Below are 22,642 nucleotides of genomic sequence, written 5' to 3'. Positions count from 1 at the left end.
TTATTTCACCTCTGATTCTTGAATCCCCAATTCTTTCAATAACTTTTGGCGCTCTTCTTCAACATTGAAATCATTAGGTTTTTCGGATTTCTCGTTCTTTTTATCATGCTTATTAAACCATTCGGGAACTTTTTCTTCCCTAGTTGTTTTTCGATTTCTTGGTGTCGATTGCTTGCCTTCTTTAAGCCATTTCATGTATTGATCATGTTCTTCCCTAGATAGCTTCAAAGCCGTTTTAGCATCATTTACTTGTTTATTCGCCCAATGCGAAGCTATACGTTCCACAAAACTACTTGTAATTTTACCGTCATTACGCAACATTACATATTGTAACAAGACATTGACGACGCCAACCGGAAACTTGTGTAAATTGATCAATCGTTCAGCGAGCTGGATATCCACTAGGAAAGGTTCTTTCTTACTCACTTTGCGCAACATTTCTTTCGGCGGTGTATGTTCCAAATAGAATAGTAATTCTTCGTCACGACTCATGTTCTCTTTTGGTACTTCATCAACAACGGGCTGTGTAAATACTGACTGCAATTTAGGCGGTTGCATTGACGTATTCATCTTATAAAACTCCGCTGCTGCCTTTCGAACTTTCTCTTCTGTCAGCTGATGATTTTCATCCATCGCAATCATGACGACTTTTTGCATATCGAGCGGGCTGAGTGAATACAAGAAAGCCAGCATCGCAATCATTTCCTGAGAAATAGTTCGTAACGAAGCTTTGGGGATCATTTGTTCCGATAGACCGTTATAAAATAAATCGAAATTAAAATTAGCTACATAAAAGGGTATGCCGGGTGGTTCACTTTTCCCTTGAAACTGCATTCCTGCAGTCAATTCCATCGCTTGATCGCCTCTTGCTGGTTTATAGACATCTAAAAACGTCCTTGAAATGTCGTGATACTCTTCTTTCGCAATCGGCTCTTCTAAAAATCGGCCACGCAATTGACGATACGGCTGCTCCCCGATCTTACTGAATAAAAATGTAGATAAAAGCGGGTCATTAAAAAAAGAAGGTGCGTCAAGCGGCGGTAATAGTTCATAAAGGAAAGACCGCTTATCCACTTCATGTTTTTTCTTATACGTACGTAATAATCCTATAGCTTCCAATGAAATCCGTGCTTCAAAAATAGACTGAAGTGGAAAAGAAGACATATTCATTAAGTAATAGTGGGTATGTTCTTGCGGTTCCTTACTCTCCGCATCCGTCCAGAGCGTCATAAACAAACTGATCGCTTCAGGACCGATAAGTGGCTGATAGAATAATGTAAGCATCTGTCGGTCATACGCAGAAAAAGGATGTGCTAATTTCACTTCGAAGGAATCGACAGGCTGCAACTCGGTGTAAAGCATTTCGACAATCGCCTCCCCTTCTAGTTAAACGCCTTACTTTTGTTCATCTTTCCTGTTTTGTAATTGTTGTAATTCGTCAATAAAGACTGTGATGTCTTTGTAGTGGCGATAGACAGATGCGAATCGAACATACGCTACCTCATCTACATCTACTAAGCGTTCCATCACCATTTCGCCTACTTGTTCAGAATCTATTTCGACATTTCCTGAGCTTCTCAGTTCTTTTTCGATAGAAACTACGATTTCTTTTAATTGTTCAATCGGGACCGCACGCTTTTCGCAAGCGCGAATTAACCCTCTCAGCAACTTTTCACCGCTGAATTCTTCGCGTGTCTTATCTTTCTTTACGACAACTAAGGGAGAATGCTCCACTTTTTCAAATGTAGTGAAACGAAAACTGCATTTTTCGCATTCACGTCTTCTTCGAATTGAATGGTTTTCTTCCGCAGGCCGTGAATCAATCACGCGTGTTCCGTTGTAGTGACAAGCTGGACATAACATAGTTAGTTCCTCCGCATATTCATTAGTACTTTTCATTATAACAGAAACTATCCGTACAACAACAAACGGACATAGAAAAGCACTTCATCTCGTAAGATGAAGTGCCAATTCATTCATTAATTAAGAAGTTACTTTGTCCGTTAATGCAGCAGCGACTTTTTTCGCCAATTGCACAACACGAGCTGAATAACCCCACTCATTGTCATACCAAGCAAGTACTTTGATTTTACGATCGCCCATAACCATGGTAGAAAGTCCATCAAGTGTTGCAGATTCTGTTGTCGTATTGAAGTCGATCGAGACAAGTGGTTCAGTAGTAAAGCGAAGAATGCCTTTCATCGAGCCTTCTGCTGCTTTACGGAACGCATTGTTTACATCTTCAACCGTCACATCTTTCTCAACGTCTACTACTAAGTCCACTAGTGAAACGTTCGGTGTTGGGATACGCAGTGCCAAGCCGTGAATCTTCCCTTGAAGCTCAGGCAGTACGAGTGACAAAGCTTTTGCAGCACCTGTTGATGTTGGAATGATGGACTCACCACAAGAACGCGCACGACGTAAATCTTTATGAGGGTTGTCTAGGTTCTTCTGATCATTTGTATACGCATGTACAGTTGTCATGAGGCCGTTTACGATACCAAATTCATCATTCAATACTTTTGCGACCGGCGCCAAACAGTTTGTTGTACAACTTGCGTTTGAAATTACACTATGTTTTTCAACATCTAATTTGTCGTCATTCACTCCGAGAACGATTGTTACATCTTCATTTTTACCTGGAGCCGTTAAAATTACTTTCTTCGCTCCTGATTCCAAATGAAGTGCAGCTTTTTCGCGTGAGTTGAATACACCTGTTGATTCGATCACGATATCTACACCAAGTTCTTTCCAAGGCAATTTCGAAGGGTCGCGCTCAGTAATCAGTTGTACACGTTTACCGTCAACAACGATTGCGTTTTCTTCCGCTATAATCTCACCATCGAACACGCCATGTGTTGAGTCATATTTTAAAAGATGTGCAATAGTTTCTGCTGGATATGTAGCATTTACCGCAACTAGATTCACATCATCTTCCTTAATAATTTGACGGAATACCATTCGTCCAATACGGCCGAGTCCATTAATAGCAATTTTTGTAGTCATGAAAGGGATCCTCCTGCATATATGTTATATGTTATACTTTATATCTTTAATCGTTCATTAGTATAACACATATTATCGTTATGCCAACACTATTGCATCATAAATCTACAATTTAATTTCCTAACGTAATTATTTGGCTACAGCTTGCCATTTTTCTAGGATGTTTTCCAACTGTTTTTGAGTTTCTTCCACCGTATCGTTGTTATGAATAACCGCATCCGCACCTTGTTCTTTGATGCTCATATCCAATTGGGAGGCAATTCTAGCATCTGCCTCCGCTTCCGTTAGTTCATTGCGCGCGATCAGTCTCTGCTTTTGAATTTCCTTCGTGACAGAAACAACGATAATTCTTTCTACATAGTCATGGAGTTTGCTTTCAAAAAGTAATGGAATGTCCATGATGACAGTTTGATAGCCTTGGTTTACATAGTCTTCCTTTTGTTTGACCATTTGGCTTCTAATTGCAGGATGCATCAATTCATTTAACTGTTGCCTTTTTGTTTCATCACCGAAAACAATTGCTCCGAGCTGTTCACGATTTAGCGTTCCATCTTCTCGCAACACATCTGCACCGAATGTTTGCTGGATCTTATCTAGCAATGGGCTGCCTGGTTCTACAACTTCTCTCGCAATGACATCCGCATCCACAATCGGATATCCTTTTTCACGCAACATATTGGCCACGGTACTTTTTCCGCTCGCTATACTTCCTGTTAATCCAATTATCATATTCATCGCTCCTTATTTCTGGCAAGATGGGCAATAGACAGACGTTCTGCCCGCAATCTGTTTACTTTTTGTCGGTGTGTCACATTCCAAGCACGTTTTTTTCCCATACATATGCAGCCGATTTTGCATCGTACCTGCGTTGCCATTAACTGAACGGTAATCGGATATCGTACTGCCGCCTGCATCAATACTTTCTTGCAAAACTCGTACGATTTCTTCGAATAATAATTTTTTGCGCTTTCTGCTAATCCTTTCGGCAGAACGAGCAGGATGAATTTTCATATGGAATAATGCTTCTGTAGCGTAAATATTACCGCATCCTGAGATCACTTTCCCATCCATAATTACTTCTTTGATCGGTTTTCTTTTATACTTCGGAGTTTCTGCCATCGATAAAAAATGTTCCAGTGCTTCATCAGAAAAAGGTTCTGGTGCCATCTCTAACAAAGGAGGAAAATCTTCTTCCGTCTGCAAAAGGCGCATTTCACCGAATCTTCGTATATCTGAGTAGACTAGTAAACCGCCATCTTTCATTTCTAAAAAGACATGCGCATGTTTGCGAAATTTCTCTTCTGTAATTTCATCAGGAGAATTTACGACAAACCAAGCGCCCGTCATGCCAAGATGGCTGACGAGCAAGTATGGTTGATTTTCTTTCATCAAATGAAAATAAATATATTTACTGCGACGCACAATTTTCTCGATTTGCATATTTTCCATGCCGTGAAGAAAGTCGTCTACAGATTTCCCTTTAATAATCGTTTCTTTTCCAGCTGTTTTAGAAGTGACGACGGTATCCGATACAGATAGTTGCTTCACCGTCCGTCCTTCCACGAGTGGCGCAAGATCTCGCACCACTCCTTCTACTTCCGGTAGTTCTGGCATGTATATCCACTCACTTTGTTTCGTACCAAGACTTGCCATAATTCCAATCGACTTTCAATGGAACGTCAAGTTGGATTGTTTGTTCCATGACTTCCGGTACGATTTCTTTTAATTTTTCCAGTTCGTCCAAAGGTGCTTCAAAGATTAATTCATCATGCACTTGTAGTAGCATTCGTGCTTGCATATTTTCTTTTTCGAGTCTGGCATCCATATCGATCATTGCTTGCTTAATGATGTCTGCTGCAGTCCCTTGAATCGGCGTGTTCATCGCTGTACGTTCAGCAAAGCCACGCAAGTTGAAATTGGAACTTGTAATATCCGGCAAATACCGTCTGCGTTTCAAAAGTGTCGTTACATAGCCTTTTAGCTTGGCATCCGTAATACTGTCATCCATGTATTGCTTGACGCCTGGGAAGCTCGCCAAATACGTATCGATAAATTCCCCTGCTTCTTTACGAGTAATATTTAAACTTTGTGATAATCCATAATCACTGATTCCATAGACAATACCAAAGTTGACGGCTTTTGCTGCGCGACGCATATTGCTATCGACTTCTTCTTGCTTGACACCAAAAACATCCATTGCGGTTTTCGTATGAATATCCGCACCTTGCCGGAATGCTTCAATCAATTTTTCATCTTGCGAAATATGTGCAAGTACACGCAATTCAATTTGTGAATAGTCGGCCGCAAACATAATCCATTCTGTTTCTGATGGAATGAATGCCGCACGTATTTTACGTCCTTCTTCTAAACGGATCGGGATGTTCTGCAAGTTCGGATTGATCGAGCTCAATCTCCCCGTCTGTGTTAAAGCCTGTTGGAAACGTGTGTGGATCTTTCCGTCTTCATGGATCTCTTTCGTTAGTCCTTCAATATATGTTGAATTTAATTTACCAAGCTGTCGATATAATAAAATATGTTGAATGATTTCATGTTCACTTTCAAGCTTCTCTAGCACATCCGCAGCTGTTGAGTAACCTGTCTTTGTTTTCTTGATCGGAGTTAAACCGATTTTCTCAAACAGAATAACGCCCAGCTGTTTAGGCGAGTTGATATTGAATTTCTCACCAGCCATTTCGTAAATCGTCTTCTCAATGACTGCGAGACGTTCCGATAGCTGTTCTCCGATCGTTGCTAGCACATCCACATCCGTTTTCACACCGGTTACTTCCATTTTACCTAGGATCTTTGCCAAAGGTAGTTCCAAATCATGGAACAAGTCTTGCTGTTCATTGTCTTCTAACTGTTTTGTGACGATTGGGAACAGTTCCCACACTGCATGTGCTTTTCGCGCGGTATGGTTGGCAAGTTGTTCAGATGCCGGTACAGTCCGTTTAGCACCTTTGCCATAGACTGCTTCATCGCTTTCTACACCATGGTAGCCAAATGAACGTGCGATTTCAGAGACTTCATTCGTTGAAAATGAAGGATTGACGATGTACGCCGCCAGCATGAGATCGAATTCTGCACCGTTTAGTTCCATGCCAAGTCGTGCAATCGCTGCATAGGCTGATTTAGAATCCGAAACGTATTTACGAGTAGCATGATCAGAGATCCAGTTCTTAAAGAGATCAGAGGATGTAGCTAATTCTATAGAAAGAAAGTACGTATCTGTTTCATTCGATAGTCCAATACCTAAAATGTCTTCGGATAAATAATTATCTCCATCTATTTCGACATGTAGAGACATCGTATCCGTCAGCATCGCTGAAGTAATTTCTTCTACAGTGTGAACGGCAATTTCTTCTAGTGGTTGAACTTCGATAGGTGCATCCATCTTTTCAAGTAATGATTTAAATTGTAACTCTTTATAAAGCTGGATAACTTCTTCTTCATTACGACCCGCATAGTCCAAATCGTTCAATGACACCGTAATCGGCGCATGTACTTCAATCGTCGCAAGTTCTTTACTCATGAATGCTTGATCTTTATTATTCACAAGATTTTCTTTCATTTTCTTTGCGGTGATTTGATCGATCGATTCATAGACTTTTTCGACGGAACCGTATTCCTTCAATAATTTCAATGCCGTCTTTTCACCAATTCCAGGCACGCCGGGGATATTATCAGATGCATCGCCCATCAAACCTTTCATATCGATGATTTGTAACGGTGCAATTCCGTATTTTTCTTCGATATGCGCTGGTGTGTATTTTTCGAGATCGGTAATACCTTTTCTTGTAATACATACTGTCGTCTGATCATTCGCAAGTTGTGTTAAGTCTTTATCACCTGAGATGATGACAACTTCTGCTTCAGCATCACTGCACTCCCTGCTCAATGTACCGATAATGTCGTCCGCTTCATACAAGTCAAGTTCATACTGTGTAATTCCGAATGCTTCAATGAGTTTACGAATGTACGGGAATTGTTCCGATAACTCTGGTGGGGTTTTTTGACGTCCACCTTTATATTCCGTATACGTACTGTGGCGGAATGTCGTTTTCCCTGCATCCCACGCCACAATCACATGCGTCGGTTCTTCATTGGCTAAGATAGTCTCCAACATCATCGTAAAACCGTATACCGCATTTGTATGAACACCTTTTTCATTCGTTAATAAAGGTAAAGCAAAAAATGCACGGTATGCTAAGCTGTTTCCATCCAATAAGACGACTTTCTGTTTTGTCAAAATTCATCCCACTCCTTCATGTTCGTCACTATAAAAAAACGTCATTTTCATTTAGTTTACCACGTTTGGCAACTCTAATGAAAATGACGCACTTATGATTACTCCATATTGCCTGTTAATAGCTTGGCATACGGTGAATCTGCCGGAAGAATGATCATCGTTTCATCATTCACGACTTTTGTATAAGACTGAAGTGTTCTATACAGTTTATAGAACTCAGGATCTTTTGCATACGCGTTGTTATAGATTTTTGCAGCTTCTGCTTCACCTTGCGCCGTTACAATTGCTGCTTCTTTTTTTGCTTTTGCTAGCATTTCTTGCACTTCACGATCTGTTTCTGCTTCAATCTTCTGCTTCTCTGCATCCCCTTCTGAGAGGTATGATTGAGCAGTCGAATCACGTTCTGAAATCATACGTGTATAGATCGATTGTTCGTTTTCTTCCGGTAAGTCGATGCGCTTCATACGGACATCCACTACTTTGATTCCGTAGTTGCCATCATCCAAGAATTTATTTACTTTTGCTGTGACATCGTCATTCAAACTTCCGCGAGAAGAATCTTCGTCATTGACAACATTGACGTAATCTAGACGTCCCATTTCATTTCGGACAACAGAGTAAATAAACTCTTCCATTCTCGCTTCCGCATTGACGATATTACGTGCGTTCGAAATCATTTTTGCTGGATCTGTAATATGCCATATTGCATAATTATCAATGATGATCCGCTTCTTATCTTTTGTATTGATTTCAGCTTCTGACACGTTAGAAGTCATACGGTTTTTCGGCAATGTACTAACACTTTGAATGAACGGTATTTTCATATTCATACCAGGTTTTTCGATAATTCGTGTAATCTCACCAAACTGACGGACGACACGGTACTCATTCTCTTTTACGATAAATAAGTTGGATAACAGAATAACAAGAATCGCAAAAACTACTGTTAGCGAGATAATGAGTTTCGTATACTTTTTCATATCAAATGCTTTTTTCGGTCGCATCTGTGTAACTTTAGGATCTGATTCCGGCCCCGGCTTCTGTGCACTTCTTTTTTGATCAGTTTCCCCCATCTTCTTGAGGGCATCTTCTATCTTTTTGAAAGGGTTTTGTTCGTTACTCATGAAGCTTTCCCTCCTTTTTCAGCTGACGTATCCTTTTCTTCAGTAACCGGCGGCTGATCTTTTTGCAATTGCTGGAGTGGTAAATACTTCATCGTTTCTCCGCTATCATTCATAATATAAAGATTCGCTTTAGGAAGAACTTGCTCCAATGTCTCTAGAATCAGACGCTCACGTGTGATGTCTTTACTTTTTGCATATTCATTATACAAATCGGTGAATACCGCTACATCACCACGTGCTTGTTCAATACGCGCAGTCTTTTTCCCTTGTGCTTGTGATTTGATCGCATCACGTTCACCAATTGCTTCTTTCGTTCTCTGGTTTTCATATTTCTTCGCTTCGTTAATTTTTGTATTCTTCGTTTCACGCGCATCCGTTACAGCGGTAAATGCCGCACGTACTTCTGCGTTCGGTAATTCAACGTCTTGCAATTTTACGCCTTGTACTGCGACACCGATATCATATTTCTCTACTAAACTAGTCAATAAATCACGTGTCTTCGCTTCAATTTCAGCTTTTCCATCCGTTAACGCGGCATCGATTGTGGAACTACCGATAACAGAACGAATAGAAGCAGATGCTGCGTCTCTTAAGATTTCAATAGGATCTTCTGCATTGAATAAATACTTCTTCGGATCCACAATACGCCATTGTACTGTTAGATCGGTCAGAACGATATATTCATCACCTGTAATCATCTTCGTTTCCTTATCTACGATTTCACCCGATTTATCTTGCTTGTAACCGAAATGGATACTATACGTTTCCTTGGATAAAATCTCTGTTTTTTGAATCGGCCACGGCAATTTGAAATGTAGACCTGAGTCCGTTACAGGTGCACCCGCTTGTCCAAATGAAATGACGACAGCTTGTTCAGACTCGTCAACTGTGTACCATGTAGTAAAGACGATCAACAAAAGTAATAATCCAGTGATAAACAAACCGATTGTCACTAGGATCCTTTTTGTGCTCATATCTGTTCCCCCTTTTCTATGTATAACTACTGTACGGAACAGTAGTCAAATAAGTTTCAACTTTCTTTACTACTGTTGTTCATGGATAGGCAAGTGTATGCGGAAAACCGTGCCGACACCGACTTCACTTTCTACTGTGACGATTCCATGATGTGCTTCCACTATATGTTTAACAATCGCCAGACCTAGCCCTGTCCCGCCTGACTCTCTACTTCTAGCGCGATCTACACGGTAAAAACGTTCAAATAAACGTGGTAATTCTGATGGCATGATACCTATTCCTTGATCGCGAACCGTAATTTCCACGTACTCCTCCACTTCTTCCACCAAAACTGTCACTATCGTTTCTTCTTGTGAATAGGCAATCGCATTATTTAATAAATTCACCATCACTTGTACTAAACGATCATGATCGGCAGGAATCATTACTTGTTGCGGAATATGCAAATCGATACGCATATCTTTTTCCTGAACTTTTGCTTGTACAATTTTGATGGATTGCTGAACAACGTCAACCAAATCGACAGGTTTTCGTGTAATTTCAAAACTGCCTCGTTCCATGCTGGACAAGCGCAATAAATCCTCGATCAATAATTGCAAACGATTACTTTCTTTATACATGATCTCCAGGAATTCACGTTTGATAACAGGATCTTCTACCGCTCCGTCTAGCAACATTTCTGAAAAGCCTTTAATAGACGTAACAGGTGTTTTGAGTTCATGAGAGACATTAGCCACAAAATCTTTGCGCACTTGCTCAAGTCGAACTAGCTCTGTAATATCATGCATAATAATCACAATTCCGAGCCAGTTACCATTCTCACCAATTACAGGAGCTCCATATACTTCTAAATGACAAATACCTTCCTCAAGCAATACTTTCGATTGGAATGTACGCACTTCTTCCGTCAAGAAAATCTTTTCAATTTCAATTTCAATATCTGAAGGTAATCCAATATCTTTAAATGTTTTCCCCATCAGTTCTTCACCGTCACGATGAAAAGTTTCTTCAAACACGCGATTGACTAAGTTCACTGCGCCATGTCTGCCGAACATCAGGAGACTACTGCCAATGCTACTAACCAATGTTTTTAAGCGCTCCTGCTCCATTGCACGAAGCGCAAAGTTGCCTTGTAGTTTCTGTGCGACTGTATTGATTGAATTCGTCAGTTGGTAGTTCATCTCACTGTCTTCATTATTTGCTCTTGCCAAGTAATTTCCCTGCGCCAACTGATGCGCAACACCCATGAAGTGGTCAATCGGTTGAACATACTGTTGAATAATCTTCGCCAACACGAACATCATGACTATAAACACTAGGACGAGCGTGAACAGTAAGTAGACCCAATACGTTTGTTGTATGCCCGCATCCACATTTTCTCCGAATAAATGAAAAAATTGTCCTAAGATAATTCCTAGCACAATTAACAGAATGGATAAAATGACCGCGGAAGCCGTTAAGAGTTTTGTATAATAGTTCTTCATCTAGTTTTGCTCCCCGAACTTGTAGCCAACGCCTCTCATTGTTTTGATATAGCGCGGCTTTCTCGTATTTTCTTCGATTTTATCGCGCAGATGACTAACATGTACGTCGACAATTCGTGTATCTCCCGCAAAGTCATAATTCCAGACAGCTTGAAGTAGCTGATCTCGAGTGAATACGCGATGTGGATTCTTCATAAAATAAACGAGCAACTCAAATTCTTTCGGCGTGAACTCGAGTAGTTGGTTATCTAAATAGACTTCCATGCGTTCAGGATAGACTGTCAATTGACCCGCTATCAATTTCTTTTCCACTGTATTCTTACGTTCTCCTGTTCGCCTCAAAACTGCACGTACTCTAGCTGCCACTTCACGGGGACTGAAAGGTTTAGTCATATAATCATCGGCGCCCATTTCAAGTCCAATGATTTTATCCATTTCTTCTCCTTTGGCGGTTAACATAATGATGGGTGTTTCAATGTCTTGTTTTCTCAACATACGGCAGACTTCTAAACCGTCTATTTTGGGCAACATTAAATCCAAAATAATCAAATCGGGGTGTTCATCCAACACTTTTTCTATCGCTTCTTCTCCATCATTCGCAAGTACCGTTACGAAGTTTGCTTGTTGCAATGTAAATTCAATCAGCTTTTGAATGGATTGCTCATCTTCTACAATCAAAATCTTTTGTTGTTTAGTTTCCATCCGCAAGTTCCTGTGTCTGGCTTTGTTTAGAAGGAAGCTTTTGTGGGGCGATGACCACTATTTCTCCACTCATTACTCGCTCACCTTCTTGATCCGTTGCATCCACTTGAATCGTTACTTGGTTCATTGCAACGTCAAGCTTCGTAACTTCTAGGACGAATTCTACAATAGCATAGTGGTAGACCGGTTTAGGGAAATGCAATTGTTGGTTAATAATATGTGCACCTGGTCCCGGCATGTGTTTGGAAATAGCCGCCGTAACAATCCCGGTCAACATGATAGGCGGTACAATCGGCTGTCCATATATCGTCTCCGCTGCATAATCATGTTGTAAATAAAGCGGATTCGCATCGTTTGTCAATCCTAGATACAGCATTAAATCTTTATCCTCGATCTTTTCGGTCAAATGTAGCCTCTCACCTAGTTCTAACTCCGTTATATCTTTTCCTATAGCCTTACGTTTGCTTTTCAACAAATAATCTCCTCCTCTATTTCTTCAATCTTCAATGAAAAAGCTGAAAATTACTTCAATAAGTAAATTATAACAATCCGTTCTTCAAAAATCGAGTTAACACGAAAAAAGATCGAACAGCCAAATAGCCGTTCGATCTTCAACCTATACGCTTACACTAGAACACTCATTACCGTACGTACAGAATCAGCAGACTTTTGAAGTCCAATCTTCTCATCGTCAGTTAATTCAAGTTCTATGATTCTTTCAATACCGCCTGCACCTAGAACAGTCGGTACGCCTAGATAAATGCCATTCATGCCATATTCGCCTTCTAAGAATGCGATAGATGGCAATACACGTTTTTGATCTTTCAAAATAGCTTCTGTCATTTCAACTAACGCAGCGGCTGGCGCATAATACGCAGACCCATTGCCTAACAAGTTGACGATTTCAGCTCCACCTTTGCGTGTACGATTCACAATTTCTTCTAAGCGACCAGCTGAGATCAAGTTTTCTAATGGTACACCACCAGCAGTAGAATAACGTACTAGAGGTACCATATCGTCTCCGTGACCACCCAATACGAAGCCTGTCACGTCTTTTACCGACAGGTTTAATTCCTGCGCGACAAACGTACGGAAACGAGCCGTATCAAGTACACCCGATTGACCGATTACACGTTCTTTAGGGAATCCTGATTCTTTATAGACTGTATACGTCATAGCATCAACCGGATTCGTCAAGACGATGATTTTCGTGTCAGGAGAATACTTCACAATTTCAGCTGTTACGGATTTCATTACTTTTTGATTTGTCTGTACTAAGTCGTCACGGCTCATTCCAGGTTTACGCGCAATACCTGCAGTAATTACCACTACATCAGAGTCTTTCGTATCTTCGTAATTGGATGTACCAATGATGTTGGCATCAAACCCTTGAACCGGACCAGCTTCCAACATGTCCAATGCTTTGCCTTTCGTAGGATTTTCCATAGCTGGAATATCTACGATGACGACATCACATAATTCTTTTTGAGCTAAAAGGAATGCAGTTGTTGCTCCAGTAAAACCAGATCCGATAACCGATACTTTTTTACGCTTCAATGACATGCAAAACTCTCCTTTGTCAGAACAATATAGTAGAAAGAGGAGGATTTTCATCCCCCTCTCGTTTACTTCTTATAGGTTTTTGATTAATTCGTCAGCGAATCCAGAAGTGCTTACTTCTTCTGCATTGTCCATTAGACGTGCGAAGTCGTATGTCACTACTTTAGATGCGATAGACTTTTCGATAGAAGCAGTGATTAGATCACCTGCTTCAGTCCAGCCAAGGTGTTGAAGCATCATAGTGCCTGATAGCAATAGGGATGAAGGGTTAACTTTATCCAGTCCTGCATATTTAGGTGCTGTACCATGAGTCGCTTCAAAGATTGCATGACCTGTTTCGTAGTTAATGTTCGCTCCCGGAGCAATTCCGATTCCGCCTACTTGTGCAGCAAGAGCATCAGAAATATAGTCTCCGTTCAAGTTCATTGTAGCTACTACGTCGAACTCTTTAGGACGAGTAAGGATTTGTTGCAAGAAGATATCAGCAATTGCATCTTTAACGATGATTTTGCCAGCAGCTTCTGCATCAGATTGTGCTTTGTTCGCAGCATCTGTTCCTTCTGCGTCTTTAATGCGGTCATATTGCTTCCAAGTGAATACTTTGTCGCCGAATTCTTCTTCAGCTAACTCGTAAGCCCAGCTTGCGAATGCGCCTTCTGTGAACTTCATAATGTTACCTTTGTGTACAATTGTTAGAGACTTGCGTCCTTCTTCAATTGTATAGTTCATTGCAGCACGTACTAAACGCTTCGTACCTTCTTCAGAAATTGGTTTGATACCAAGACCAGAAGTTTCAGGGAAACGAATATTTTTAACACCTAATTCAGTTTGAAGGAAGTTAACTAATTTTTTCGCTTCGTCAGAACCTTTTTGGTACTCGATCCCAGCATAGATATCTTCAGTGTTTTCACGGAAAATAACCATGTCACAATCCTCAGGACGTTTCACGGGTGAAGGTACTCCTTCGAAATAACGAACCGGACGCAAGCAAGTGTAAAGATCTAGTTCTTGACGTAGTGCTACGTTCAATGAACGGAATCCTCCACCGATCGGCGTAGTAAGTGGCCCTTTAATCGCAATTAGATATTCTTCAATTGTGTCAAGAGTTTCTTTTGGAAGCCAGTCACCAGTTTCGTTGAATGCCTTTTCTCCTGCAAGAACTTCTAACCAATTAATCTTCTTTTTTCCGTCATAAGCTTTTTCAACAGCTGCTTCGATTACGCGTGAAGCTGCATGCCAAATATCCGGACCTGTGCCATCGCCTATAATGAAAGGAATCGTTGCGTGATCTGGGACGTTTAAAACACCGTTAGTTACTGTAATCTTTCCATCATTAGCCATTATTGATATCCTCCTGAGTTCAAAATCAGTGGGCCGGTATACGAGATACCGCCCCACGAATTTACTTTTTTTTATCGTTCATTGATTGGAACATACTTCTGCATGCCTGGTCCAACGTACTCTGCACGTGGGCGGATCAAGCGGTTGTTTTCGTATTGTTCTAGGATATGTGCAATCCATCCTGAAAAACGAGAAACTGCAAAAATAGGTGTGAAAATATCATGATCGATGTCTAATGAATGATATACCGAAGCGGAGTAGAAATCAACATTTGGAGGCAATTTCTTTTCTCCAGTGACAATTGCTTCGATTTGTTCAGACATATTGTACCACTTTTCTTCACCGCGAAGAGTAGTCAATCGCTTAGACATTTCACGTAAGTGCTTCGCACGTGGATCACCTTGACGGTATACACGGTGTCCGAAGCCCATGATTTTTTCTTTGTTAGCAAGCTTTTCACGAATATATGAATCGACCTTATCTTCATCGCCGATTTCCATTAGCATATTCATAACCGCTTCGTTTGCACCGCCGTGTAATGGACCTTTAAGAGCGCCAATTGCAGCAGTTACGCCAGAATACATATCAGATAGAGTCGCTACACAAACACGCGCAGTGAACGTAGATGCGTTCAACTCATGGTCTGCGTGTAGTACAAGTGCTTTATTGAATGCTTCTTCAGCGATATCAGCAGGCTCTTCCCCAGAAAGCATGTAAAGGAAGTTTGCCGCATAGCTTAAACCTTTTTTAGGTGCTACTGGCTCTTGTCCTTTTCTGATACGTGCGAATGCAGTAACTACTGTTGCAACTTTAGCCTGAAGCTTAACTGCTTTCTTGTAGTTTTCTTCTGGTGACATATCTTCCGCTTTTTCATCGTATAATCCTAGAAGCGAGATTGCTGTACGAAGTGCTGCCATTGGATGCACTTTGTCGATTGGGTACGTTTTGAAGTGATCAAGAACCCCTTGTGGAATTTCTGCGTTATCTTCTAACTGCTGTTTCAATTCAGCAAGTTCCTTTTCGTTTGGCAAACGTTTGTGCCAAAGTAAGTAAACTACTTCTTCAAAACTAGCATTTTCTGCCAGATCATCGATGCCGTATCCTACGTATGTAAGAGTGTCATCGATAATGGAACTGATTTGAGTTTGTGCTGCCACGATACCTTCCAAACCTTTTGTTGCTGTCATGATATTCGCTCCTTCTTCCCAGTTTGGTCATCTCCCTGAAGCGGAGTGCAGAACGATGACCATCTGCTAATTATATTTTTATCTAAAACGCTTACAATGACCATTATAAGCAACTTTAACGGTTTTGTGAATGGTAAAGATGTTTTTTATTTATTATTACCCGAAAGGAATGGACAAATCCGTATGATATCCATCGACTCCAAGCGCTTCCAAACCTATGCTCGTCAATGGTTGCCGGCTATATTAATCGTGATTTTCCTTATCGTAATCCCACCTATAGGATTTGCGATAGTTTTCGCTTTCTTCACTGCTCCGCTTATGAATTCTTTAATTGCGCTTACAAAACTGCCGGCTTTTCTAGCTGCTTTACTCATAATGGTGGTGCTTGCCTCTTTAGTATACACCTTTCTATTTCTATCAATCAACGGATTGATTTCTGTCATATGGACAATGGAAGATCAATTAGGTGTAATTATCGAAATGATGGATAGCAAAGGCTGGAATTTACATGCCGCCGCAGAACAATTTATTCAATTAAGTCATGAGGCAATGGAAGGGATCATTAGTTTACTGCAAAAAACGTTCCAGCAGATTTTCAGTACATTTTTATTCATTATCGCGTACTTTTTCGCTTTACGAGAAAGTGCCACCAATCGTTTTTGGTTTTTAGTTTACTTCCCTAAAAACTTCAGACAGGTAGCACGCAAGATTTTTGATAGGTCAAGCCGTTTAATGGGGCATTTCTTCTCGGTCCAAATCCGCTTATTCTTCATGACCTTTATATTGATGGTGATCGGTTTTTGGCTACTTGATTTTGAATCATTCTTAACAAAAGCATTCTTAATATCGTTAGTTGACAGTATTCCATTCCTTGGAATAGGACTAGTTTTTCTTCCGATGATTGCTTTTTCTTTCTATATTGATGATATACACATCGCGATCGGCTTATTGGTCCTATACATCGTACTACTCGTCAGTCGTCAGATGGTTGAATCACTTCTTTGGGCACACGCATTTAAATTGCGAACCGTACACTCCTTCATTATTACCGCTTGTGCAGTGTATTTATTCGGGTTATACGGTATCATGTTTTTACCTTTTTTCTTATTTATCGCATTGAAAGTTAAAGAACATCCGACATTTACATAACTCGGATTTGGCCATTACGGATTTTATTGTAAATCCATTTGACGATAAACGGATACAAAATTTTACGTGGACCACTGAACAATAATAATAGTCCTGCAATATCTGTTATGAAACCTGGCATTAATAATAATAAACCACCCAGTAAAATACACACACTGTCGACTAGCGCTTTACCAGGCGTTTCTCTATTGGCCATACGAAACTGTAAATCGCGCCATGCACGCAAACCTTGTTTCTTGGCTAGGTAAGCACCGCCGATACCGGTCGCGATAATAATTAAAATTGTCGGCATGATCCCAAGTGTTTTACCCGAAAACATTAATAATGCCAGTTCAGAAGTTGGCACAATGATGAATAATGCTAGTAACCATTTCATATAGGAACCTCCAAAAAAGACCGCTCTCTCTTTACGAGAAGCGGTCTATATATTTTTATTACAATACTTTTGCGTGACCGTTGTAGATTACACCGCTCGCTGCATCCATTGTAATGTCACTGCCATTCTTAATAACCGATGTAATGTTTTCAGCACCTACGATTACAGGTATACCTAGACTCAAACCAACAACTGCTGCGTGGCTAGTTAGTCCCCCTGTTTCGGTGATGATGCCTGCGCATCGCTCAAGAGCAGCAAACATATCACGGTCTGTAGAATGCGTGACAATGATGTCACCATCTTTGATTTGTGTTAATGCTTCTTGTGAGTTCTTGATAATCTTCGCTTTACCGAAGGCGACGTTTTTGCCGATACCTTGGCCGCGACCAATTAAATCCCCAATAACGTGTAATTTCATCAAGTTAGTTGTACCCGCTTTACCGACCGGTACACCTGCAGTGATGATCACTACATCGCCATGAGTGACATATTGGTGTTTAACACTTTCTTCGACTGATTCCTGAAGAATACCGTCGATGTCGAGTGCTTTCTTTCCAACGATTGGATAAACACCCCAAACAAGTGTCAGTTTATTGGAAATCACTTCTGAACGTGTTACCGCAATAATAGGAACACCCGGACGGTACTTCGCGATCATTGTTGCAGTTTGACCACTTTCCGTTGGTGCCAAAATTGCTTTAACATTCAAGTTAAGAGCTGTATAAGAAGCAGCTTGTCCAATTGCTTCTGTAAGATTCCCTTCTTTTTCTCTCGTTCTTGTGGAAACGACAGAATGGAAGTCCATGGATTCTTCAGTAGACAAAGCAATTTTGCACATTACTTTTACAGATTCGACGGGGTACATCCCAGCAGCTGTTTCACCAGAAAGCATGACAGCATCTGAACCGTCTAAAATCGCGTTGGCCACATCACTTGCTTCAGCACGTGTAGGACGTGGGTTTCTTTGCATAGAATCCAGCATTTGTGTCGCTGTAATAACAGGTTTACCATACTGGTTACATTTACGGATCATCATTTTTTGTACCAAAGGAACTTCTTCAGCGGGAATTTCTACTCCTAGATCTCCACGCGCAACCATTAGGCCATCAGACAATTGAAGAATTTCGTCTAGATTGTCTACGCCTTCCTGATTTTCAATCTTTGGTACAATATGGATATGTCCACCATTGTTATTTTCAAGTAATTCACGGATTTGAATAACATCAGTTGCACGACGCACGAATGAAGCTGCGATAAAATCAACGCCCTGCTCAATACCGAACAAGATATCCTCTTTATCTTTATCCGTAATTCCTGGCAATTGCACAGATACATTCGGAACGTTGACACCTTTATTATCTTTTAAAGGGCCTGCGTTAATTACTTTTGTATGAATTAATCCTTTTTCGATATCTTTGCCTGTTACTTCAAGTTCAATCAAGCCGTCGTCTAAAAGTACGAATGAACCGCGATCGACGTCATGGATTAACTGTTCGTACGTAACAGAAAATGTTTCTGCAGTACCGAGTACTTCTTGCATCGAGATATCTACTGCTTGTCCTCTTACCAACTCGATTTGACCTTCTGTCATTTTATGAGTCCGAATTTCAGGGCCTTTTGTATCGAGCAGGATCCCAACTACTTTTTCTTTTTCAGCTGCCGCTTTGCGGATTCTTTCAATACGTATTCTATGCTCTTCTTGGGTGCCATGGGAGAAGTTCAGGCGTGCAACGTTCATCCCTGCGTCAATCAATTCTAGCAGTCCTTCGTAAGATTCACTTGCTGGACCGATTGTACACACGATTTTTGTCTTTCTCACTACTTATCGCTCCTCTGCGTCATGTCGACTCTGACTAATTAGATGGATAGTGTTTCTGCCAATTCTAATAATGACAAGTCCAACTTTTCTTGTTTAATAAAGACTTCTTCTAAATTATAGTCTACCACTTTATGATTTCTCATTCCAACAGCAGAACTTGTTTTTCCAGACAATAATGTTTCAACCGCTCTTGCTCCGTATTGGCTGGCAATTACCCGGTCACGTGCGGATGGTGAACCACCACGTTGTATATGTCCTAAAATAGAAACTCGGGTTTCGACTCCCGCTTCTTCTTTCAAAATATCTGCCAACTGTGTAGCAGACATTATACCTTCAGCCAGTACAATAATGCTGTGTTTTTTTCCACGACTTGTACTTCGCTTAATCCGATTGACAATAGAGTTCACGTCAAACGGCTTCTCGGGTAATATGATGGATTCGGCACCGCCGCCTAGCCCTGCCCATAATGCTAAATCTCCTGCGTCACGACCCATTACTTCAATAATAAATGAACGCTCGTGGGATGTTGCCGTATCCCGGATTTTATCGATGGCTTCGACGACAGTGTTTAGTGCGGTATCGAACCCAATCGTAAATTCCGTACCGGTTATATCATTATCAATCGTAGCAGGTACACAAGCACACGGAACACCCATTTTAACTAATTCGTACGCTCCTCTAAATGAGCCGTCCCCACCAATGACTACCACTCCATCGATACCATGGAGCTTGATTTGCGCAAGAGCTTTCGCACGACCTTCTTCCGTCATAAACTCCGGGCATCTAGCGGATCGCAGTACAGTTCCACCGCGCTGGATAATATCTCCAACAGAGCCAAGCTGGAATTGCTCAATTTTGCCATCAATCAACCCTTGATAGCCATTGAACACACCAGAAACTTCCAATCCTTCATAAATCGCTTTTCTGACTACGGAACGAATTGCCGCATTCATTCCCGGTGCATCGCCACCACTTGTTAAGACCGCAATTTTTTTCATGTCGATCCCATCCTTTAATCATGACTTGTATGTACGAGCAAAAGACGCGGTTGCCCGCATCTTTTATTCCGAAAACACGCCAATGCTCCGGAATTTATTGTATCGGTTATCAATCAATTCTTCTGATGATAAATCGCATAATTCCTTCAATGATCTACGTATAGTACAACGGATCTCAATAGCCTGTTTGTTCGCATCACGATGTGCACCACCAAGTACTTCAGGAATGATTTCATCAATGATGTTCATATCTTTCAAATCGGGTGCAGTGATTTTCATCGCTTCCGCCGCCTGTTTAGCAAGTGATGGATCTTTCCACAAGATAGAAGCTGCGCCTTCAGGTGAAATTACAGAGTACGTGGAGTTTTCAAGCATATGGATATGATTTGCAACTCCTAGAGCCAACGCACCCCCACTGCCTCCTTCTCCAATAACGATTGAGATCACAGGAACTTTCAAGCCTGCCATTTCAACGAGATTGCGAGCAATCGCTTCACTTTGTCCACGTTCTTCTGCCGCCTTACCAGGATACGCACCTTTAGTATCAATGAAACAGATAATAGGACGATTGAACTTTTCCGCTTGTTTCATCAGACGAAGTGCTTTACGGTACCCTTCAGGATGTGGCATACCGAAGTTGCGTTTAACATTTTCTTTCGTATCTTTACCGCGCTGATGTCCGATAATTGTAATAGGCGTTTCTTCAAATGAAGCAATTCCGCCTATTATGGCTTCGTCATCTCCAAAGTTGCGGTCGCCATGAAACTCAAGGAAGTCTTCAAACAAACGAGTAATATAATCTTTCGTTGTAGGTCTTTCCGGATGCCGAGCTACTTGTACACGATCCCACGGCTCCATGCCTTCATAGATATCTTTTTCTAACTTCGACAAGCGATTTTTCAGATTGACAATTTCAGAAGAAAGATCTACGTCATTCATTGCTGTATACTCTTCTAATTCATTGATTTTTTCACGCAATTTTACGATAGGTTCTTCAAATGCGAGTGTTTTACTCATACAATTTCGATCTCCTTCCGTGCGTGAAGGCTCAGGATTTTATTCATCACTTCAGGCATTTCATTGCGATGAACTACCGCATCCAATTGCCCGTGACTTAATAAAAACTCTGCTGTCTGGAAATCTTCCGGCAGTTTTTCACGTACTGTTTGTTCAATTACGCGACGTCCCGCGAACCCTATTAGAGCTTTTGGCTCTGCCAAGTTGATATCACCAACTGAAGCGAAACTAGCCGATACGCCACCTGTCGTCGGGTATGTCATAATAGAAATATACAATAAGCCTTTGTGGGCATGTCTTTCAAGGGCTACACTTACTTTAGCCATTTGCATTAGACTAATGACCCCTTCTTGCATACGGGCACCGCCACTTGCCGAGAAGATCAACATAGGAATTCCTAATTCAGTAGCTTTCTCTACAGCTCTTGTGATCTTTTCGCCAACTACCGAACCCATGGATCCCATACGGAAATGTGCATCCATTACAGCAACAGCTACTCGGTTCTCTTGAATGGTTCCGACACCAGTAAGCACGGCTTCGTTGAGTCCAGTTGCTAATGCGTCTTTTTCAACTTTTTCTGTATAAGCAGGGAAATTTAGCGGATTCTCTGTCTTTAAATGATTATCCATTGATTCAAAGCTGCCTTCGTCAAATAAATGATCGATTCGTTCTTGCGCCGTCATTTTATAATGATGCTGACAAGAAGGGCAAACTTTACCATTCTTCAACAAGTCCTTTGTCAAAATTACATGCTTACACTCGGGACATTTTGTCATGATTCCTTCTGGTACATCTGCTTTACTTTGAGCAGACGGCATTGTATGTTGGTCAACTTTTGGTTTCTTTTTAAATAATTGCTTGATACTCAATTCGTTCCCCTTCTTTCTCCCTCAACTTGATGCATCCATTTTTCATACCAAGTTAAGGCTTTTTCCGTATTACCTGCCATTATTTCGTCCAGCAGTTCATGCACAGTTACTATTTCTTCATCTGTTGCAATAGCTACATCGAAAGAAACTCCACTATACTGTTTCAATAAAAACCAAATTTTCAAGGAGAGTCGATTTTCAGTAGCGACAATAGTTTCGCGCACTATATCTTCACGCAAAAACACAGACTCTTCTTCTCGCAATTTACTTTGCATGCCTTTCCATACAGGCAGCATACGCAGTTCTTCATTTTCTGTAACCGTTGTAATAGCTGCGCGTTCATGAATCATCCTTGTATCAACTACATCTTGGATAGATCGCGCTTGCTGCATAATAAACGTCGAGAGAACTTCCACTAACTGATGTTTTTTGAAATCGGATAGAAATGTTCCTTCGCCTCGTCTTGTTTCAATGAGGCCAAGCAATTCCATACTTCGTAACGCCTCGCGTACTGCCGTTCTGCTTACTTGCAGCTTTTCCGCCAGATGACGTTCAGATGGTAACTTATCGCCATACTCGATTTTTTGTTCGCTAATCAGTAATTGTAGTTCTCCGATAATATCCAAAAAACGCTTGGATGATGATTGTGGATTTTGCATGAGGAGAACTCCTTTTTCGTTCCATAAACAGAGTGGTCTGACCACCCTGCATACTAGCATACAAAAAAGTCGGCACTACGTAAAGCAATATCTTGAAATTACAAGTGTTTTTATTTCGTCATTTTTC

The 22,642-nt window shown here is 41.0% G+C and carries 21 protein-coding genes; 1 reads left to right on the top strand and 20 read right to left on the bottom strand.

Features of this window, described 5'->3' with window-relative positions; genetic code table 11:
• The 14 genes from CSV69_RS01350 to citZ form a co-directional block, all read right to left on the bottom strand.
• Positions 1–1,362, bottom strand: coding sequence for a replication initiation and membrane attachment family protein (locus CSV69_RS01350; RefSeq protein WP_099692568.1), 1,362 nt, complete (start codon positions 1,360–1,362; stop codon positions 1–3).
• A 33-nt stretch (positions 1,363–1,395) separates the two neighbouring features.
• The gene (nrdR, locus tag CSV69_RS01345) at positions 1,396–1,863 is read right to left on the bottom strand and encodes a transcriptional regulator NrdR (RefSeq protein ID WP_085426533.1); all 468 of its coding nucleotides are present in this window, start codon (positions 1,861–1,863) and stop codon (positions 1,396–1,398) included.
• Positions 1,864–1,983: 120 nt separating this feature from the next.
• A complete protein-coding gene (locus tag CSV69_RS01340; RefSeq protein ID WP_099692567.1) occupies positions 1,984–3,006 on the bottom strand; it encodes a glyceraldehyde-3-phosphate dehydrogenase in 1,023 nt (340 codons plus the stop codon).
• A gap of 129 nt (positions 3,007–3,135) precedes the next feature.
• Complete coding sequence (gene coaE, locus CSV69_RS01335; protein WP_085426535.1) at positions 3,136–3,735, bottom strand: dephospho-CoA kinase; 600 nt, start codon at positions 3,733–3,735, stop codon at positions 3,136–3,138.
• Positions 3,736–3,747: 12 nt separating this feature from the next.
• Positions 3,748–4,620 carry a bifunctional DNA-formamidopyrimidine glycosylase/DNA-(apurinic or apyrimidinic site) lyase gene (gene mutM / locus CSV69_RS01330; RefSeq protein ID WP_099692566.1) on the bottom strand — a complete coding sequence of 291 codons (873 nt, stop codon included), beginning with the start codon at positions 4,618–4,620 and terminating at the stop codon, positions 3,748–3,750.
• A gap of 10 nt (positions 4,621–4,630) precedes the next feature.
• The gene (polA, locus tag CSV69_RS01325; protein ID WP_099692565.1) at positions 4,631–7,255 is read right to left on the bottom strand and encodes a DNA polymerase I; all 2,625 of its coding nucleotides are present in this window, start codon (positions 7,253–7,255) and stop codon (positions 4,631–4,633) included.
• Between the two features lie 98 nt (positions 7,256–7,353).
• Positions 7,354–8,379, bottom strand: a complete 1,026-nt coding sequence (hflC, locus tag CSV69_RS01320; protein WP_085426538.1) for a protease modulator HflC — start codon at positions 8,377–8,379, stop codon at positions 7,354–7,356.
• Positions 8,376–9,353, bottom strand: a complete 978-nt coding sequence (hflK, locus tag CSV69_RS01315; protein WP_085426539.1) for an FtsH protease activity modulator HflK — start codon at positions 9,351–9,353, stop codon at positions 8,376–8,378. The genes hflC and hflK overlap by 4 nt, the downstream gene beginning before the upstream one ends.
• Positions 9,354–9,422: 69 nt before the next feature.
• Positions 9,423–10,838: a two-component system histidine kinase PnpS gene (pnpS, locus tag CSV69_RS01310; protein WP_099692564.1), complete on the bottom strand. Its 1,416-nt coding sequence runs from the start codon at positions 10,836–10,838 to the stop codon at positions 9,423–9,425.
• Positions 10,839–11,540 (bottom strand): response regulator transcription factor, encoded by a 702-nt coding sequence (locus tag CSV69_RS01305; RefSeq protein WP_085426541.1) that lies wholly within the window; start codon positions 11,538–11,540, stop codon positions 10,839–10,841. It lies immediately after the preceding gene.
• Entirely contained in the window at positions 11,530–12,015 is a 486-nt protein-coding gene (locus CSV69_RS01300; RefSeq protein WP_099624675.1) for a MaoC/PaaZ C-terminal domain-containing protein, read from the bottom strand. The genes CSV69_RS01305 and CSV69_RS01300 overlap by 11 nt, the downstream gene beginning before the upstream one ends.
• 149 nt (positions 12,016–12,164) lie before the next feature.
• Positions 12,165–13,103 carry a malate dehydrogenase gene (gene mdh, locus CSV69_RS01295; protein WP_085426543.1) on the bottom strand — a complete coding sequence of 313 codons (939 nt, stop codon included), beginning with the start codon at positions 13,101–13,103 and terminating at the stop codon, positions 12,165–12,167.
• 69 nt (positions 13,104–13,172) lie between these two features.
• The gene (icd, locus tag CSV69_RS01290; RefSeq protein ID WP_099692563.1) at positions 13,173–14,441 is read right to left on the bottom strand and encodes an NADP-dependent isocitrate dehydrogenase; all 1,269 of its coding nucleotides are present in this window, start codon (positions 14,439–14,441) and stop codon (positions 13,173–13,175) included.
• Between the two features lie 71 nt (positions 14,442–14,512).
• On the bottom strand, positions 14,513–15,628 hold the full coding sequence (citZ, locus tag CSV69_RS01285; protein ID WP_085426545.1) for a citrate synthase: 1,116 nt from the start codon (positions 15,626–15,628) through the stop codon (positions 14,513–14,515).
• Between the two features lie 96 nt (positions 15,629–15,724).
• Here citZ and CSV69_RS01280 point away from each other — a divergent pair, with 96 nt between their 5' ends.
• Positions 15,725–16,777, top strand: coding sequence for an AI-2E family transporter (locus CSV69_RS01280; RefSeq protein ID WP_085426546.1), 1,053 nt, complete (start codon positions 15,725–15,727; stop codon positions 16,775–16,777).
• Here CSV69_RS01280 and CSV69_RS01275 read toward each other — a convergent pair.
• The 6 genes from CSV69_RS01275 to CSV69_RS01250 all read right to left on the bottom strand — a co-directional run bounded on the left by CSV69_RS01275 (position 16,770) and on the right by CSV69_RS01250 (position 22,515).
• Positions 16,770–17,153, bottom strand: coding sequence for an FxsA family protein (locus CSV69_RS01275; protein WP_085426547.1), 384 nt, complete (start codon positions 17,151–17,153; stop codon positions 16,770–16,772). The genes CSV69_RS01280 and CSV69_RS01275 overlap by 8 nt on opposite strands.
• 58 nt (positions 17,154–17,211) lie before the next feature.
• The gene (gene pyk, locus CSV69_RS01270) at positions 17,212–18,972 is read right to left on the bottom strand and encodes a pyruvate kinase (protein WP_099624679.1); all 1,761 of its coding nucleotides are present in this window, start codon (positions 18,970–18,972) and stop codon (positions 17,212–17,214) included.
• A gap of 38 nt (positions 18,973–19,010) precedes the next feature.
• Positions 19,011–19,970 (bottom strand): 6-phosphofructokinase, encoded by a 960-nt coding sequence (gene pfkA / locus CSV69_RS01265; protein WP_099692562.1) that lies wholly within the window; start codon positions 19,968–19,970, stop codon positions 19,011–19,013.
• Between the two features lie 63 nt (positions 19,971–20,033).
• Positions 20,034–20,987: an acetyl-CoA carboxylase carboxyltransferase subunit alpha gene (locus CSV69_RS01260; RefSeq protein ID WP_085426550.1), complete on the bottom strand. Its 954-nt coding sequence runs from the start codon at positions 20,985–20,987 to the stop codon at positions 20,034–20,036.
• On the bottom strand, positions 20,984–21,805 hold the full coding sequence (gene accD, locus CSV69_RS01255) for an acetyl-CoA carboxylase, carboxyltransferase subunit beta (protein ID WP_099692627.1): 822 nt from the start codon (positions 21,803–21,805) through the stop codon (positions 20,984–20,986). Before accD ends, CSV69_RS01260 begins: the two co-directional genes overlap by 4 nt.
• A 47-nt stretch (positions 21,806–21,852) precedes the next feature.
• A complete protein-coding gene (locus tag CSV69_RS01250) occupies positions 21,853–22,515 on the bottom strand; it encodes a FadR/GntR family transcriptional regulator (RefSeq protein ID WP_099692561.1) in 663 nt (220 codons plus the stop codon).
• Positions 22,516–22,642 lie beyond the last annotated feature (127 nt).

The organism is Sporosarcina sp. P26b, assembly GCF_002743245.1.
Taxonomy (GTDB): domain Bacteria; phylum Bacillota; class Bacilli; order Bacillales_A; family Planococcaceae; genus Sporosarcina; species Sporosarcina ureae_C.
The sequence above is the reverse complement of the archived record's forward strand: the minus strand, read 5'-3'. Positions and strand labels throughout refer to the sequence as shown.